Source organism: Polaribacter litorisediminis (genome assembly GCF_019968605.1).
In the GTDB taxonomy this organism is placed as follows: Bacteria; Bacteroidota; Bacteroidia; order Flavobacteriales; family Flavobacteriaceae; genus Polaribacter; species Polaribacter litorisediminis.
In genome coordinates, this window is sequence record NZ_CP082966.1 from 1,693,940 (window position 1) to 1,711,432 (window position 17,493).

Annotated in this window: 16 protein-coding genes; 8 read left to right on the top strand and 8 right to left on the bottom strand. The window is 31.3% G+C overall.

Features of this window, described 5'->3' with window-relative positions; all coding sequences use genetic code 11:
* Positions 1–73: 73 nt before the first annotated feature.
* Positions 74–1,273, bottom strand: a complete 1,200-nt coding sequence (gene sucC, locus K8354_RS07305) for an ADP-forming succinate--CoA ligase subunit beta (protein ID WP_223446813.1) — start codon at positions 1,271–1,273, stop codon at positions 74–76.
* A 381-nt stretch (positions 1,274–1,654) separates the two neighbouring features.
* Here sucC and K8354_RS07310 point away from each other — a divergent pair, with 381 nt between their 5' ends.
* From K8354_RS07310 to K8354_RS07345, 8 genes are all read left to right on the top strand, one after another.
* On the top strand, positions 1,655–2,314 hold the full coding sequence (locus K8354_RS07310) for an ABC transporter ATP-binding protein (protein WP_223446815.1): 660 nt from the start codon (positions 1,655–1,657) through the stop codon (positions 2,312–2,314).
* A 58-nt stretch (positions 2,315–2,372) separates the two neighbouring features.
* Entirely contained in the window at positions 2,373–2,924 is a 552-nt protein-coding gene (locus tag K8354_RS07315) for a CPBP family intramembrane glutamic endopeptidase (RefSeq protein WP_223446817.1), read from the top strand.
* A gap of 1 nt (position 2,925) precedes the next feature.
* Positions 2,926–3,690 carry a TIGR02757 family protein gene (locus K8354_RS07320; RefSeq protein ID WP_223446819.1) on the top strand — a complete coding sequence of 255 codons (765 nt, stop codon included), beginning with the start codon at positions 2,926–2,928 and terminating at the stop codon, positions 3,688–3,690.
* Positions 3,691–4,039: 349 nt separating this feature from the next.
* Positions 4,040–5,524 (top strand): S10 family peptidase, encoded by a 1,485-nt coding sequence (locus tag K8354_RS07325; protein ID WP_223446821.1) that lies wholly within the window; start codon positions 4,040–4,042, stop codon positions 5,522–5,524.
* A gap of 4 nt (positions 5,525–5,528) precedes the next feature.
* Entirely contained in the window at positions 5,529–7,478 is a 1,950-nt protein-coding gene (locus K8354_RS07330; protein ID WP_223446823.1) for a BatA domain-containing protein, read from the top strand.
* Positions 7,475–8,734 (top strand): dihydroorotase, encoded by a 1,260-nt coding sequence (locus tag K8354_RS07335; protein WP_223446825.1) that lies wholly within the window; start codon positions 7,475–7,477, stop codon positions 8,732–8,734. The genes K8354_RS07330 and K8354_RS07335 overlap by 4 nt, the downstream gene beginning before the upstream one ends.
* 4 nt (positions 8,735–8,738) lie before the next feature.
* Positions 8,739–9,065, top strand: a complete 327-nt coding sequence (locus K8354_RS07340; RefSeq protein WP_223446827.1) for a hypothetical protein — start codon at positions 8,739–8,741, stop codon at positions 9,063–9,065.
* Positions 9,066–9,083: 18 nt separating this feature from the next.
* Positions 9,084–9,728 carry an alpha/beta hydrolase gene (locus K8354_RS07345; RefSeq protein ID WP_223446829.1) on the top strand — a complete coding sequence of 215 codons (645 nt, stop codon included), beginning with the start codon at positions 9,084–9,086 and terminating at the stop codon, positions 9,726–9,728.
* A 152-nt stretch (positions 9,729–9,880) separates the two neighbouring features.
* On the opposite strand, the gene K8354_RS07350 is transcribed toward K8354_RS07345, so the two are convergent.
* The 7 genes from K8354_RS07350 to lpxA all read right to left on the bottom strand — a co-directional run bounded on the left by K8354_RS07350 (position 9,881) and on the right by lpxA (position 17,492).
* Positions 9,881–10,711, bottom strand: coding sequence for a prohibitin family protein (locus tag K8354_RS07350; protein WP_223446831.1), 831 nt, complete (start codon positions 10,709–10,711; stop codon positions 9,881–9,883).
* A gap of 73 nt (positions 10,712–10,784) precedes the next feature.
* On the bottom strand, positions 10,785–12,812 hold the full coding sequence (locus K8354_RS07355) for a VWA domain-containing protein (RefSeq protein ID WP_223446833.1): 2,028 nt from the start codon (positions 12,810–12,812) through the stop codon (positions 10,785–10,787).
* A gap of 496 nt (positions 12,813–13,308) precedes the next feature.
* Positions 13,309–14,055 carry a 3-oxoacyl-[acyl-carrier-protein] reductase gene (gene fabG, locus K8354_RS07360; RefSeq protein WP_223446835.1) on the bottom strand — a complete coding sequence of 249 codons (747 nt, stop codon included), beginning with the start codon at positions 14,053–14,055 and terminating at the stop codon, positions 13,309–13,311.
* Between the two features lie 126 nt (positions 14,056–14,181).
* Positions 14,182–15,057: a succinate--CoA ligase subunit alpha gene (gene sucD, locus K8354_RS07365; protein ID WP_223446837.1), complete on the bottom strand. Its 876-nt coding sequence runs from the start codon at positions 15,055–15,057 to the stop codon at positions 14,182–14,184.
* Between the two features lie 74 nt (positions 15,058–15,131).
* Positions 15,132–16,058, bottom strand: a complete 927-nt coding sequence (locus tag K8354_RS07370) for a UDP-3-O-(3-hydroxymyristoyl)glucosamine N-acyltransferase (protein WP_223446839.1) — start codon at positions 16,056–16,058, stop codon at positions 15,132–15,134.
* Positions 16,059–16,123: 65 nt separating this feature from the next.
* Positions 16,124–16,690 carry an elongation factor P gene (gene efp, locus K8354_RS07375; protein WP_223446841.1) on the bottom strand — a complete coding sequence of 189 codons (567 nt, stop codon included), beginning with the start codon at positions 16,688–16,690 and terminating at the stop codon, positions 16,124–16,126.
* Positions 16,691–16,706: 16 nt separating this feature from the next.
* Positions 16,707–17,492, bottom strand: a complete 786-nt coding sequence (gene lpxA, locus K8354_RS07380; RefSeq protein WP_223446843.1) for an acyl-ACP--UDP-N-acetylglucosamine O-acyltransferase — start codon at positions 17,490–17,492, stop codon at positions 16,707–16,709.
* Position 17,493: the final 1 nt, after the last annotated feature.

The window sequence follows — 17,493 nt, forward strand, 5'->3', positions numbered from 1 at the left end:
GAAAACCTCACAAAAGATGAAATAAGTTCAACTTTAGTGAGGCTTTAAAACTAAATATATTTAAACTTTAAAACTATGATGCTTCTAAAACTTCTTTTACTTTATCTGCAGCTTCTTGAAATTCTGTAGCTGAAATAATTTCCATTCCAGAATTATCAATTAACTCTTTTGCTTCTTTAGCGTTTGTTCCTTGTAATCTGCATATAATTGGAACATTAATTTTGTCTCCCATATTTTTATAAGCGTCTACAACTCCTTGAGCAACTCTATCACAGCGAACGATTCCTCCAAAAATATTGACTAAAATTGCTTTTACGTTTTCATCTTTTAAGATGATACCAAAAGCAGTTTCCACCCTTTGTGCATCTGCAGTACCACCAACATCTAAAAAGTTAGCAGGCTCTCCACCAGATTCTTTAATTAAATCCATCGTTCCCATCGCTAATCCGGCTCCGTTCACCATACAACCTACATTACCATCTAAATCTACATAATTTAAACCAGCAGCTTTTGCTTCCACTTCAATTGGGTTTTCTTCACGTAAATCGCGCATTGCAGCATAATCTCTATGTCTATACAATGCATTTTCATCTAAAGAAACTTTGGCATCTACCGCCATTATTTTAGAGTCAGATGTTTTTAAAACAGGATTAATTTCAAACATTGAAGAATCAGAACCAATATAAGCTTTGTATAAATTCATCACAAATTTGGTCATTTCTTTAAAAGCCACACCAGACAATCCTAAATTAAAAGCTATTTTACGAGCTTGAAAAGGCATCATCCCAATTAAAGGATCTATTTCTTCTGTAAAAATTAAATGCGGTGTTTTTTCAGCCACCGTTTCAATATCCATTCCACCTTCAGTAGAATACATAATCATATTTTTACCCGTTGCTCTATTTAACAATACAGACATGTAATATTCATCTGGTTCTTCGTCTCCAGGATAATATACATCTTCGCAAATTAAAACCTGATTCACTTTTTTACCTTCTGCAGAAGTTTGCGGAGTAATCAACATCATTCCAATAATTTCATTGGCAATGCTTTCCACCTCTTTTAAGTTTTTGGCTAATTTAACTCCTCCACCTTTTCCACGTCCACCAGCATGCACTTGCGCTTTGATAACGTGCCAACCAGTTCCGGTTTCTGCGGTTAACTGTTTTGCAGCATCAACAGCTTCTTTATGGTTACTGGCTACAATTCCTCTTTGAATTCTAACGCCAAAACTATTTAAAATTTCTTTTCCTTGATATTCGTGTAAATTCATCTGTATCGTGTTTTAAACGGAAACAAAAATACAAATTCAAAGAAGAAGTTTATAAGTTTTTTCATAAAATTATTACGGGTTAAAAAACAGCTCATTACCGAGCATTTCCCTAAGATAGTTAGAGCGCTTTTAATCCTATTTTAATCAACTGAAATAATTTTAAGAATTTATTAACATTTATAGATGTTACATTTCTGCAACAGGCATGTCTTTATATTGGTCCTTTCTACTATATATCAAATAAATTTTATTAAAAATTTCATTTTATTCATGATAATAATTTGAACAACATTTTTAAATCATTCCTCCAATGTTAATAAATCGGATATGCTTCTTAAGTATATCCGATTTTTCATACTTTCGTATTTCGATATATAAAATATGATTGTAACCAAAAATATCCATAAATATTATGGTGATGTTGAAGTTTTAAAAGGTCTTGACTTACATATTAAAAAAGGTGAAATTATTGCTATTGTTGGGCCTTCCGGCGCCGGAAAAACAACACTATTGCAAATTTTGGGTACCTTAGACAAACCGAACAAAGAAGAAGATTTTGAGTTATTAATCAACAATATTTCTTTAAAAAATCTTTCTGACAAACAACTTTCTGAGTTTAGAAATAACCATATCGGTTTTATTTTTCAATTCCACCAATTATTACCAGAATTTACAGCCTTAGAAAATGTATGTATTCCTGCTTTTATCGCAAAAAAATCAAAAAAAGAGGCAGAAGCCAAAGCCAAAGAATTATTAGAATTTTTAGGGTTGTCCCATAGAATGAATCATAAACCCAATGAACTTTCTGGCGGAGAACAACAAAGAGTAGCTGTTGCTAGGGCTTTAATTAATAATCCTGCAGTTATTTTAGCAGATGAACCTAGCGGGAATTTAGACAGTGCTTCTGCAAAAAATTTACACGAACTCTTTTTTAAATTACGAGATGAATTCGGACAAACCTTTGTTTTAGTAACACATAACGAACTTTTGGCAAATATGGCAGACAGAAAGTTAACTATGAAAGACGGAAAAATTATTTAAATATTGTAACAATATTCTCTTTTTAACAAGGGGTTAAAACGCCTTGCAAACAAAAAACATGAAAAAAACTTTTTTTGAACTGATTAGTTATCTTAAAAATCCTATTTTAGAGAAAGATTCGAATACAGATTTTATTTATCGAATTAAAAAATTTGGATTTATACTGTTAATTTGCCTGTTATTGGGAATGGCATTCACTCCAATATTTTCAATTATCGAAGCTTTGGGCTTGGTAAATATGGAAGAACATGCCATGGAAGATATGATGAAAATGTTTTCTAAACCCGTAATTTTTCTTTTTGCTGTAATCATAGCTCCTATTTTTGAAGAACTAATCTTTAGAGCACCTTTAACCTTATTTAAAGATCCTAAAACTTTTAAAATTGTATTTTATGTTTTTGCAATTATTTTCGGATTCATACATATTAGTAATTTTAATATTACACAAAATGTTTTAATATTAACGCCAATTTTAGTGGCTCCTCAAACAATTTTAGGAGGTATTTTTGGCTTTATAAGAGTTCGTTTTGGTTTGGGCTGGAGCATGGGTTTACATGCCTGTTATAACGGAACTTTAATGTTGCTTACTTTTTCTGCTGATTTATTTTAAAATGAAAAAAGGAGAAATTAAAGAATTTTTAGACCAAAAAGTAATTTTATACAACAACCCTAAATTTATAGAATCTGATCCGATTCAAATTCCGCATTTGTTTTCTAAAAAAGAAGATATAGAAATTGCAGCTTTTTTAACAGCCACCATTTCTTGGGGAAACAGAACGATGATTATTAAAAATTCCTATAAAATGATGGAATTGCTAGACAATTCTCCGCACGATTTTATTTTAAATCATCAAGAGCAAGACTTAAAAACATTGGATAGTTTTGTGCATAGAACGTTTAACGCCATTGACTTTAAACAATTTATAAAATCTTTACAACATATTTATCAGCAGCATCATGGATTAGAAAAGGCTTTTGTCATAAAAGACAACACTAAAACATATCAAACTGCCATTCATCAATTTAAAAAGTATTTTTTTGAGGTTCATCATCAACAAAGAACTCAAAAACATGTGTCGGATCCCTTAAAAAATTCTGCTGCAAAACGCATTAATATGTTTTTACGTTGGATGGTAAGAAATGACAATGCTGGTGTAGATTTTGGAATCTGGAAAACACACTGTGCTTCAAATTTATCTTGTCCTTTAGATGTACATTCGGGCAATGTTGCTCGTAAATTAAAGTTATTGTTAAGAAAACAAAACGATTGGAAAGCACTAGCCGAATTAGATACAAACTTAAGAAAACTAGATAAAAACGATCCTGTAAAATATGATTTTGCTCTTTTTGGATTGGGAGTTTTCGAAAATTTTTAAACAGAAATAAACATCATATTAATAGTTATTTTTTGTAATAAATTAGATAACTAAGCCGTTGTAGATTTTGGAATCTAAAAAATACACAGTGCTTTAAATTTTTCTTGCCCGTTAAATGCACTTTTTGGCAATATTGCGTGTAAGTTGAAGATATTGTTAAGAAATCAAAAACGATTAAAAAAACACGTGTGGAATACTATAAAATTTGAGAAATCTAGATAAAAGCAATGCTGTAATTAGAGTTTTGCTCTTTTTAAATTGAGGGTTTTCGAAAAGTTTTAAATAGAAATAAACAACAGCCCAATAATTATATTATTTGTAATAAATTGGTCTTCTAAAACTTAAAGTAATGAAAAAAACACTTTTTATCATAGCAATCTTATATCATCAACTAAATATTGCTCAAGACCATAGAATCCCATTAGACACCACAGTTATCACTACAAATTCTGTTGTCATTAAAGGAAAAACTGTACCCTATAAAGCAACGACCGGTATGCAACCAGTTTGGAATGAGACGGGTGAAATTATTGCCTCCTTATATTATACCTATTACAAAAGAACTGATATTAAAAACGATGAACAAAGACCTATTGTCATGTCTTTTAACGGTGGTCCAGGATCAGCTTCTGTCTGGATGCATATTGCCTATACTGGCCCTAAAGTTCTAAAAATAGATAAAGAAGGGTTTCCTATACAGCCTTATGGCGTAAAAGACAATCCAAATTCTATTTTAGATGTAGCGGATATTGTTTATATAAATCCAGTAAATACAGGATACTCAAGACCTGTAGTCGCGAAAGGTAAAAAGCTTGACAAATCAAAATTCTTCGGAATTAACGCAGATGTTAAGTATTTGGCAGGTTGGTTAAATACCTTTATCACCCGAAATAACCGCTGGAAATCTCCAAAATATATTATAGGAGAAAGCTATGGCGGAACCCGTGTTATGGGTTTAGCGGCAGAATTACAAAATAGCCAGTGGATGTATTTAAATGGTGTTATTATGGTTTCGCCTGCAGACTATAAAGTTTTAAGAACAGAAAGCTCTGTAGATTATTCCTTAAACCTCCCCTATTTTACAGCTGCAGCATGGTATCACAAAATGCTACCCGAAGCACTGCAAAGTAAAGATTTATTAGAAATTTTACCTGAATCAGAAAAGTATGCCATCAATAATTTGTTGCCCGCGATTGCCAAAGGCGGATTTATTTCAGAGGATGAAAAAAATAGCGTTGCCGAAAAAGTAGCCTATTATGCTGGTTTAAGTAAAAAAGTGATTCTTCAAAATAATTTGGAAGTTGCACCAAGTTTCTTCTGGAAAGAACTTTTAAGAGACAAAAACGGACAAACTATTGGTAGATTAGATTCTAGATATTTAGGATTAGACAAACGTGAAATAGGTATACAACCTGATTATAATTCGGAGTTAACTTCTTGGTTGCATTCTTTTACCCCAGCCATCAATTATTATATTAGAGAAGAGTTAAACTTTAAAACCGATGTAAAATACAATCTTTTCGGGTCTGTTTCTCCTTGGGATAACACCAACAACAATGTACGAGAAGGTTTGCGACAAGCAATGGCTCAAAACCCCTATTTAAAGGTGCTCGTGCAATCGGGTTATTATGATGGTGCAACCACTTATTTTAGCGCAAAATATACCATGTGGAAAACAGATCCTAGCGGTAAAATGAAAGATCGTTTCTTTTTTAAAGGATACAGAAGCGGACATATGATGTATTTACGAGCTGAAGATTTAGAAAAAGCGAACAACGATTTAAGAACATTTATAAGCAACAGCTTGTCTAAAAACAGCTCTGCCAAATACTAAATAAATGCAGTTTAAAAACCCAGAAGTTTTATACTTTTTAGCCTTGCTAATTATCCCTATTTTAGTACACCTTTTTCAGCTACAAAAATTTTTAAAAATACCATTTACAAATGTTGCTTTTTTACAAAAACTAGTGCAACAAACTCGTAAAAGTTCGCGCATAAAAAAATGGTTAATTTTAGCCACAAGACTCTTATTATTTTTAGCGATACTTCTTACTTTTTCGCAACCTTATTTTAGTGATAAAAAGACAGAAACGAATCAACATACTTTTATCTATTTAGATACTTCTTTAAGTACAAATACCGAAGGAGAAAAAGGAAATTTACTACAAATAGCTGCACAAGAAATTATTGAAAATGCTTCTAAAAAAGATAACTATTCCTTACTAACGAATTCTGATTTTGATGCAGAAATTACGTATGATGAACTTAAAAACAAGCTACTAAACGTTAAAAATAGTTCTAAAAAAATCGATATAAAGACAGTTTTATTGAAAATAAACACGTTAACAAAAAATAAAACAAATACTTTATATAAACATATATTAATATCTGATTTTCAGAATACTTACACAGACGAGTTTACAAATGTAACACCCGCAATTTCAGGAATAAAACTAACGGCTAGTAAAAAAAATAATCTTTCTATAGACAGTGTTTTTATCAACAATACAAATACATCAAAGTTAACCGTAAACATTCTTGTAAAAAATCAAGGTCCGGCTAAAACCAATATCCCCATTGCTATTTTTAATGATGAAAAACTAATTAGCAGACAGTCCTTCTCTATTGATAAGAATACCCAAAAAATTGTTTCATTTACGTTTCAGAATCAAACAAAATTCTTTGGAAAAATAAACCTAACTTATAGCGATACTTTTGCTTTTGATAATGTCTTTTATTTCAGTTTAAATTCGGCTAAAAAAATAAACGTTTTAAGCATCGGAAAAGCAGCTAAATTCTTATCGAAAATTTACACTAAAGAAGAATTTAATCTCACACAATCATCCTTACAAAATGTTAATTATAATGCCATAGCAAAACAACAAATTATCATCTTAAATGAGTTAGAAGAAATACCAGAAAATATATATAAAAGTCTGATTAATTTTTCTGAAGGAGGAGGAACTATTGTACTCATTCCGAATACAAAATTAGAACTTAAATCTTATAATTTATTTCTAAATAAAATTGCCGATGCAAAAATTGAATCTAAAATTGTAGACACCTTAAAAATTACAACTATCAATTTTGAACATCCTTTATTTAAAAATGTGTTTTCTAAAAAAGTAACTAATTTTCAATACCCGATGATCAAGAGCTACTACCCTATTCTTTCTAAAAACAAGAGTACAATTATCTCCTTTGAAAATAATTCATCCTTTATAAGTCAAATTAAAGAGTCTAACGGCAATATTTTTTGGATATCGAGTTCCTTATCAAAAGAGAATAGTAACTTCTTAAATTCGCCTTTAATAGTGCCTGTTTTTTACAATTTTGGAAAATTAAGTTTTCAGCATTCCAAATTGTACTATTATTTAGATGAAATAAACACAATTGATGTTGAAACTGATATGAATAAAGATGAAATTTTATCCATTGTAAACTCAAAATCATCTTTTATTCCGCCACAACAAACGTTTCAAAATAAGGTAACTATCTCTACAAAAAAGAACCCCTCTAAGGCTGGATTTTATCATATTATAAGAAAAAAAGACACCTTACAAACTATTGCTTTTAACAATCCTAAAGAAGAAAGTATGCTTTCTTTTTTAGACATAAATGGCTTAAGGGAAGTAAATGGGTCTAGTAATTTTTATGCTTCTATTGAAGATTTTTTTACCGATTTAAACGAAAAAAATGAAGTTCAGTGGCTTTGGAAATGGTTTTTAACCTTGGCAATTGTATCTTTGCTTTTAGAAATTTTGATTTTAAAATTCTATAAACCATGAGTACCCTTCTTAAAAATGCAACGATTATAGATGCCACAAGTCCTTATCACCTTCAAAAAAAGGATATTTTAATTCGTGATGGAAAAATTGAAAAGATTGAAGATTTTATTCTTGAAAAAGCGCAAGATACTATTGTCAATATAGATAATTTACACGTCTCTTGCGGTTGGTTTGACACAAGTGTTTCTTTAGGTGAACCTGGTTTTGAAGAGCGAGAAACCATAAAAAATGGGTTACAAGTTGCTTCAAAAAGCGGGTTTACAGCTATTGCAGTAAATGCCAACACAGATCCTGTGATTGATTCTAAATCTGATGTTGCTTTTTTAATCAATCAAGCTACCAATAGTGCCACCAATTTATATCCTATCGCTGCTTTAACTCAAAAAAGTGAAGGTGTAAATATGGCTGAATTGTACGATATGCAACAAGCTGGCGCCATTGCTTTTGGAGATTACAAAAAACCTATTAAAAATGATAACCTAATGAAGGTGGCACTTTTATATGCACAAAACTTTGATGGTTTGGTTTTAAGTTTTCCCAAAAATAATGCAATTGCTGGTGAAGGCATTGCCAACGAAAATGTGAACAGTACAAAATTAGGACTTAAAGGAATCCCAGCTTTAGCGGAGCATATTCAAATAGCAAGAGATTTATTTTTATTAGAATATACAGGAGGCAAATTGCACATTCCCACAATTTCAACTTCAAAATCTGTCGATTTAATTAAGGATGCGAAGAAAAACGGATTGCAAGTAACCTGTAGCGTTGCCGTGCATCACTTGGTTTTAACCGATGATGAACTGCATGGATTTGATAGTAATTTTAAAACAAACCCACCTTTAAGAACAAAAGAAGACATAAAAGCGCTCCAAAAAGGTGTTAAAAATGGTGTTATCGATATCATTACTTCAGACCACGATCCTATAGATATAGAACATAAAAAAGTAGAATTTAGCGAAGCAAAAGATGGCATTATTGGTTTAGAAAGTGCTTTTAGCGCTCTCAATACTGTTTTACATGTAGCGGATTTCATCGACTGTTTAACTGTAAAACCAAAAGCTATTTTCGGAATTAAAAATCACACTATAAAAGAAGGAAATATTGCCGATCTTACTTTGTTCAATCCAACAGAAGAAATAATTTTTACCAAAAAACATATTTTATCCACTTCTAAAAACAGCGCTTTTATCGATAAAAAATTAAAGGGTGTCGTGTATGGTATTTTTGCAAATCATCAACTTATTTTAAACGCTTAATAGTATGGAAAACTTCACCGCTAAGGAAGGAAAGACCATGGCAATTGTTAGTTATTTTACCATTATAGGTCTTGCTGTTTCCTTTTTTTTAAATAAAAATAAAGAGAATTATTTTACAAGCTTTCATATTAGACAAAGTATTGGCCTGCATCTTTTATACTTTGCAAATAAATGGATTGTTTATGAATATATTGCATATAATGTTGGTTGGGGTTTTAGAATTTTAATTTTAGGACTTTTTATCTATGCAATTTTGGGTGCCTTGCAAGAGGAAGAAAAATTAGTTCCTGTTTTTGGTGAGAAGTTTCAAGAATGGTTTAAAAATATTTAAAATAAGAATTTATTTACTATGAATAATAATTTAAAGTATATCGTAAGAAAACCCTTAAAAGAAGTAGCCAATCCGCCTCTGCTAATATTACTGCACGGTTATGGAAGTAATGAAAAAGATTTATTTTCTTTTGCCGAAGAATTACCAAAAGAGTTGCTTATTATTAGTTTGCAAGCTCCATACGAAATGGGTTATGGTGCCTATGCTTGGTACGCTATTAATTTTGATGATATTCAGGGAAAATTTTCTGATTTAAAGCAAGCCAAAGAATCTGTTGATAAAATTGCCTCTTTTATAGATGAAATAAAAATAAAATTTAACACCAATACAAGTAAAACATTTTTATTAGGTTTTAGTCAAGGTGCTATTTTAAGTTATTCGTTAAGCTTCTTTTACCCTAACAAAGTAAATTACGTTATTGCTTTAAGTGGCTATATAAACACGGAATTATTACCAAACGAAATTTCTAAAAACATAGAAACGGCATATTATTGCTCGCACGGTGCTGTAGATCAAGTTTTACCTGTAGACTGGGCTAGGAAAAGTGCACCTTTTTTAAATAATTTAGGTTTACAAAATGTGTATTCTGAATATCCGGTAGGCCATGGAGTGGCTCCACAAAATTTTTATAGTTTTAAATCTTGGATTGAAAAACGATTATAATACCACCCTTTTTCATTATGGTTTATACATGAGAACTTTAAGTTTTCTATTGAAAATAAAATCCGTTTAAAAATTTAATAATATGGGTATTTACAACTCAAAAAAAATCCAGCTAAAAAGCTGGATTTTAATTTTATAAAAGTTATTATTTCTTACTGATTTCCTAATATAATTGGTAAACCGTCTTTACCAGAACCAATAACAACTACTTTACTATTCGGAGACTTCGCCAACTCTAATGTTGCACCAATTCCTTTTTCTTGTAAGATTTTGTCCGTTAAAGAAGCACTTAAAATTTTGTTTGCAATTGCTTTTCCTTCTGCATCAATTTTTTGTCTTTCTGCCTCTTTTTTTGCTTTTGTAAGTCTAAATTCGTATTCTAGAGATTCTTGTTCTTGTTTTAATTTTGTTTCAATAGCGATTCTTATAGTACTTGGTAATTTTACATCCTCTACCAAAACTCTTTTTACTGATAAAAACTGATCTTTTAAAACCAACTGTACTTCATCTAAAATTTCTTGCTCAATTACATCTCTTTTACTTGAATATAATTGCTCTGGTGTGTAACGACCCACAACACTTCTGGCCGCTGCGTTTATTGCCGGATCTAACAATTCGCGTTCATAATCTTCACCTTTAGTTTTTACTAAAGAACCCAAATTTTCAAACTCTGGTTCATACCAAATTGTACCATTTACCTTCACTTCTAGCCCGTTAACAGAAAGCACATTCATTTCATCAGATATTGATTGCTGACGTACTTTTAGTACAATCATTCTATTCCAAGGTGCTACAATTTGAAAACCTTCTCCGTACGTTTTTTCTGTATTAATACCATCTCCTAAAGTTTCAAAAAGTACTCCTCCTTCACCTGGTCCTATAGTAACTGTAGACTTTGAAAAAAGAATAATCGCTGCCACAGCAAGTATAATAAGAAAAACCCCACCTTTTGGAAACTTTAATTCCATTTGATTATTTGCCATTTTATTTGTTTTAAATTTCATCAAATTTACAACTTATAAACATCAATTACAATTGACTTGAATTATATGTTTCTTAAATTTTTCCAAAATACTTTCTAACAAACCACTCGGCTGTCAATAAACCAAGAATAACAAAAACAATCCATTGCCAATCCATTAAGTTTTTTTGTGTTGTTGCTGATTTCTGAACCGTATAATACGATTTATTTTCTAGCAGTTCTTCGATAAGTTCATTCTCTTGATTTTTAAAAAACAACCTCCCTCCTGTTTTGTCTGCTAACTTCTGCAACTTATTTACATTTGCGTTTGTAAACTGCTCTTCAATATCATATTCCGTAATTTTAAAACGACCGTATCTATTGATTTTCTGTCCTAAAACTGAAACTTTATAAGTATAATCACCAGAAATAAGGTTCTCTATTGCTGTTTGATACGATTTATTTACGAGAGAAAAAGGAAGACTCGTAACCTCTTTCGTTTCTATATTTGTCAAAGCAATTTCTAAAGAAGCTCTCGCATCAAATTGATAATTTTTATCCGTATAAAATGCAGAAATAGTGATGGTAGCATTTGCAGGATACAAAGTTTCTGCATTGACAACCAGCCGATCTCTCTTTTTATTAGAAGCTAAATACTGTACTAAATTTCCTATGAATTTATCAAAATCTTCAAAAGAATTCGAATTTAAAAAACTGGTAGCTCTCCATTTCCAGATTCCTTCTCCCAATAGAATAGCAGATTTTTGATTGTTTACATCAAAAGTTGCCAATAAAGGTTGCTGTGTTTCAATTCCGTTGCTGCTTTGATACACCAAAGTTTGATGTTCTTTCGTCATAAAAACCTCTCCAAACTTATCTTTTAAAGGCGGATAATTATTAAAACCAATATCTTCTTGCAAGAAAGTTAAAAATGAATCGTTATAAATTGCACCATAATTTTCCGTTTGATTGATGGCATTTTTTTGAAAACCTAGTTCTTTTTGATTTAAAAAAGTCCAATCTGTTTGTGCACCAGAAACCACTAAATAATTACGATTAGATTGTTTTAATTGCGAAATAATTTTCTGAAATTTATTATTAGGTTGATATAAAATTACCAATTGATAGTCATTTAATTGATTTTTAAAGGTATCAATCTTAAAAACCTCCACAGAACGCTGTTTGTTGCTTTCAATTGATTTTTTAAAAGCACCAATATCTGGATGCACCATGGATGTTAAAAGAAGTACTTTGGTTTGTTCATCAATAACTTCTACAGAGAAGTTTTTTGTATTATTTTTTATATTTTTTTCGTTCTCAATTTTTGAGATCGAAGCCGTATAATACTGCAAACCTTGTTTTAAGGACGTTAAATTTGCGACTATCGTTGCCGATTTTTTAGAGGATGAAAAAGACACGTTTTTTCTAAATAAAGTTTTTCCGTTGCTTATAATTGAAAATTGAGTCGTAACATTTTTATCACCTTCATAATTTAGAAGAACTTCTACAGGAAATTTATTTTTTAAATAACTGTATTTATTCACATTTAGCTGTGTTATTTTAATATCTATATATGTTGCAGTATCACCAATTACTAAAGGGTACATCGCTGATTCTAAATTGATAAACTCATAATCTGAACCGATTGTCTGGTTACCATCAGATATTAGCACAATGGGTGAAATTCTATTTTTTTGTAGATTTTTAATACCAATAATAGCTTCTGATATATTCGTTTGCTTATCTGAAAAAGACAAACTATCGAAGGCTTGTAAAGAATTTCCGAAAGTAAATTTCTGAATCTCAAACTTATTTTTTAACTCACTATTTTCTTCGATTCTTTTGATAATATCGATCACATTTTTATCTTCCTTAAAATAAGAAGTCGATTTAGAATTATCTACCAAAACAGACAAAACTGGTTTTATATTGATTATTTCTGTCTTTTTTATGGTTGGGTTTATCCACAAAAGAAGCAACAGAAAAAGGCTTAATCCTTTTAAAACAAATAAAATAGGTGTTGCACCAATTCTATTTTTAACCTTAAAATAATACTGAAAATAGGCTACTGATAAACTCAATATCAGCGCTAGAAAGATGTATAAAATTACAGTTAATTGCAATACTTTTATTTTAAGGGAAAGATATAAAGAACTATCTAAAAACAGAAAACCTATAACGTTAAATGTTATAGGTTTTTAGTAAATTATTTAATTTTTGGTTTTATATCTTTTTTCCTGAAGCGCTAAAAAAATGAAAAAATATATGCTATAAATTTATCCTATACAATGATATCTTGTATTTTCTTTTACATAACTATGTACTATTCCCATACTTTTAAGTTCATCTAAAATATGATAAACAACCAATATTCATAAAATATTATGCATTTTCTTTAGAATTTGAAAGCTTGTTAAATGCTCTTTTTTTAGTTCGTTTATAACTTTTTGACGTGTGATAGAAATTTCTTTAGTGCTCATAAGGTTTTTGTTTTATGAAGCAAAGACAACAACTAAATGGAAATCAATCCTTTACTATCGAATAACTATCAATTATCTTTTGACGAACTGCTTACCTCCTTAGATAAGTTGTAACTCCTTAAAGCTGTTAAACGCCTGATTACGTTAACATTCCTCCATCTACAGACAAGGTTTGGCCTGTTATATATGCGCTCATATCGGATGCTAAAAACACACAAGCATTTGCAATATCTTCTGGTGTACCTCCTCTTTTTAACGGAATTGAATCTCGCCATCCTTGCACTACTTTTTCGTCTAATTTATCCGTCATTTCAGTTTCTATAAATCCAGGGGCAACTACATTACTCCTTACATTTCTAGAACCCAACTCTAACGCTACGGATTTAGAAAAGCCAATGATTCCTGCTTTTGAAGCCGCATAATTTGTTTGGCCCGCATTTCCTTTTAAACCAACCACAGAGCTCATATTTATAATAGAGCCTGCTCTTTGTTTCATCATGGGTTTAATTACTGCTTTGGTTAAATTAAACACCGATTTTAAATTTACTTCTATCACTTTATCAAAATCCGCTTCCGAAATGCGCATTAACAAATTATCTTTTGTAATTCCTGCATTGTTTACTAAGATATCAATAGCACCAAATTCTGCCAATACAGCTTTTGCTAATTCTTGTGCTGCATCAAAATCTGCTGCATTTGATTGATATCCCTTTGCCGCAACTCCAAAAGCTTTTAACTCTTCTTCTAAGTCATTTGCTGCATCAACAGAAGAACTGTATGTAAAGGCAACATTTGCGCCTTGTTTTGCAAACTCTAGAGCTATTCCGCGCCCAATGCCTCTAGTTGCTCCTGTAATTATTGCTGATTTATTTTCTAGTAATTTCATGATGTTTATTTAGTTATTTTCGTCAGAAAAGATAATTCTGATCAAATATAAAAAAGAAACTCCCGAAATATTGAAATAAATTCAATATAAACGGGAATTTATATACGTTAATCGTTTAAAAAATTATTATTTCTTTAAAACACTCGCTACCATTTCTCCAATTTTTGCAGGCGAACTTACTACATGAACACCATTTTCTGCTAAAATTTTCATTTTTGCTTGTGCAGTATCATCTGCTCCACCAACAATAGCGCCGGCATGTCCCATGGTTCTTCCTGCAGGTGCAGTTTGACCAGCGATAAAACCAACAACTGGCTTTCTATTTCCATCTGCTTTAATCCATTGTGCAGCTTCTGCTTCTAAATTACCACCAATTTCACCAATCATTACAATTGCTTCGGTTTCTGGGTCATTCATTAACATTTCTACCGCTTCTTTTGTGGTGGTTCCAATAATTGGGTCTCCACCTATACCAATAGCTGTTGTAATTCCGAATCCTTGTTTTACTACTTGATCCGCGGCTTCATAGGTTAGCGTTCCTGATTTAGAAACAATCCCTACTTTTCCTTTTTTAAAGATAAAACCTGGCATAATACCCACTTTTGCTTCCCCTGGTGTAATGACACCCGGACAGTTAGGGCCTACTAATCTTGTATCTTTATTCGCAATATATGCTTTTACTTTTACCATGTCTGCCGTAGGAATTCCTTCAGTAATACAAATTATTACTTTAATACCTGCATCTGCAGATTCCATAATTGCATCTGCAGCAAAAGCTGGCGGTACAAATATAATGGAAGTGTCTGCTCCTACTTTTTCTACAGATTCTGCAACTGTATTAAAAACTGGTTTGCCTAAATGTTCTTGACCACCTTTTCCTGGAGTTACACCTCCAACAACGTTTGTTCCATAATCAATCATTTGACCAGCGTGAAAAGTACCTTCACTACCTGTAAATCCTTGTACAATAATTTTTGAATTCTTATTTACTAAAACACTCATGGTTTGTCTTTTTTATTTGTGAAGCAAAAATAGTTCTTTGTTCGTTTTTAAAAAAAGAAAATAAATACTTTCTTTTATGAGTTTTTTCTTTCTTTTAAAAAACGTTTAATTTCTGCCATTTCTTTTAATTTTTCTCTAGATTCCGAAACCGGAGTTCCGAAATAACTTTTACCTCCTAAAACTGATTTCGTTACGCCTGTTTGCCCCAAAATTACAGCGCCTTTGCCAATAGTAATTCCACTATTTGTGCCAACTTGTCCCCAAATAGTAACCTCGTCTTCAATAATTACACAACCGGCAATTCCGGTTTGAGATGCTATCAAGCACTTTTTACCAATAACGGTATCATGCCCCACATGAACTTGGTTATCTATTTTTGTTCCTTCTTTGATTCTGGTATCACCCGTAACCCCTTTATCAATAGTACAAGATGCACCTAAATCTACATAATCTTCTATGACAACTCTTCCTCCTGAAAGGAGTTTATCAAATCCTGTTGTTCTATTTTTATAATAAAACGCATCGGCTCCTAAAACTGTATTTGCATGAATGGTTACATTATTTCCAATAACTGAATTATCATAAATGGTTACATTTGGGTGAATTACACAATTCTTACCAATGAGAACATTATTACCAATAAAAACGTTTGGCTGAATAGTCGTACCCTCACCAATAACAGCGCTTTCAGAAATACTTACTTTGGATGCTATAAAAGGATTAAAATGTTTCGTTAATTTATTGAAATCCCTAAAAGGATCATCAGAAATCAGCAAAGTTTTACCTTCTGGGCAATCTACTTTTTTATTAATTAAAATAGTAGTTGCGGCAGATTTTAGTGCTTTATCATAATATTTAGGATGGTCTACAAAAACAATATCTCCTGGCTCAACAACATGAATTTCGTTGATACCAGAAATCTGAAAATTTTTATCACCAATAAAATCTACTTGTAATAGTGATGCTATTTGCTGAAGTGTCTGTGTTTTTTTGAATTTCATATTCAATAGGCGCTATTAGCTTATGTTCATGTATGATAAGCTAAAATACTAAAGCAACATTGCTTTTATTCTTTAATACGTTCTTGGTAAGTTCCTTTTGTAGTTTCTATTTTTATTTTATCACCTTCATTAATAAATAAAGGCACGTTTACAGTAGCTCCGGTTTCTACAGTTGCTGGTTTTGTTGCATTTGTAGCTGTATTTCCTTTTATACCTGGCTCTGTATGAGTAACTTCTAAAATAACACTTTGAGGCATTTCTACGGAAAGCGGCATGTTATCTTCAGAGTTTATAATAATAGTTACAATCTCTCCTTCCTTCATTAATTCTGGAGTGTCTAAAGCCGCTTCTAATAGCCTTATTTGTGTGTAATCAACTTCATTCATAAAGTGATAAAATTCTCCATCATTATATAAAAATTGAAATTTGTGTGTTTCTACTCTCACATCATCAATTTTTCTTCCTGCAGGAAATGTGTTATCTACAACTTTACCATTTGTAACACTTTTTAATTTTGTTCTTACAAACGCCGGACCTTTACCTGGTTTTACATGCAAAAATTCAATAATTTTATAAATATCATTGTTATATCTAATACACAATCCGTTTCTAATATCTGATGTTGTTGCCATTTCTAACTTTAATTTTTTAATTTGATTTAAAATATCCTTTCATAATACCCCTGTGAGAATCTTTAATAAATTGAATAATTTCATCACGCTCATGCGTTGCTTCCATTTCTGCTTCTATAATATCAATTGCTTGAGAATTGTTATAGTTTCTTTGAAAAAGGATTCTAAATATATCTTGAATTTCTCTAATTTTTTCTGTTGAATAACCTCTTCTTCGCAATCCTACAGAGTTAATACCCACATAAGATAAGGGCTCTCTAGCTGCTTTTACATAAGGTGGCACATCTTTTCTAACCAAAGAACCACCTGTTACAAAAGCATGTTTACCAACCGAAGCAAATTGATGCACTGCTACCATACCTGCTAAAACAACATGATCGCCAATAGTAACGTGACCCGCCAATGTGGTATTATTTGAAAAAACACAACCTTCTCCAACAAAACAATCATGAGCTATATGGCAATAAGCCATAATTAGGCAATTATCACCTATCGTTGTTTTCATTCTGTCTGAAGTTCCTCTATTGATGGTAACACACTCCCTAATGGTAACATTATTACCAATTTCTACAATAGTTTCTTCGTCATTAAACTTTAAATCTTGAGGAATTGCAGAAATTACCGATCCCGGAAAAATTCTACAATTTTCACCAATTCTGGCTCCTTCCATGATGGTTACATTAGAACCAATCCAAGTTCCAGAACCTATAATAACATTATTATGTATGGTTGTAAAGGGTTCTATTACAACGTTTCTCGCTATTTTTGCTTGAGGATGCACATAGGCTAAAGGTTGATTCATA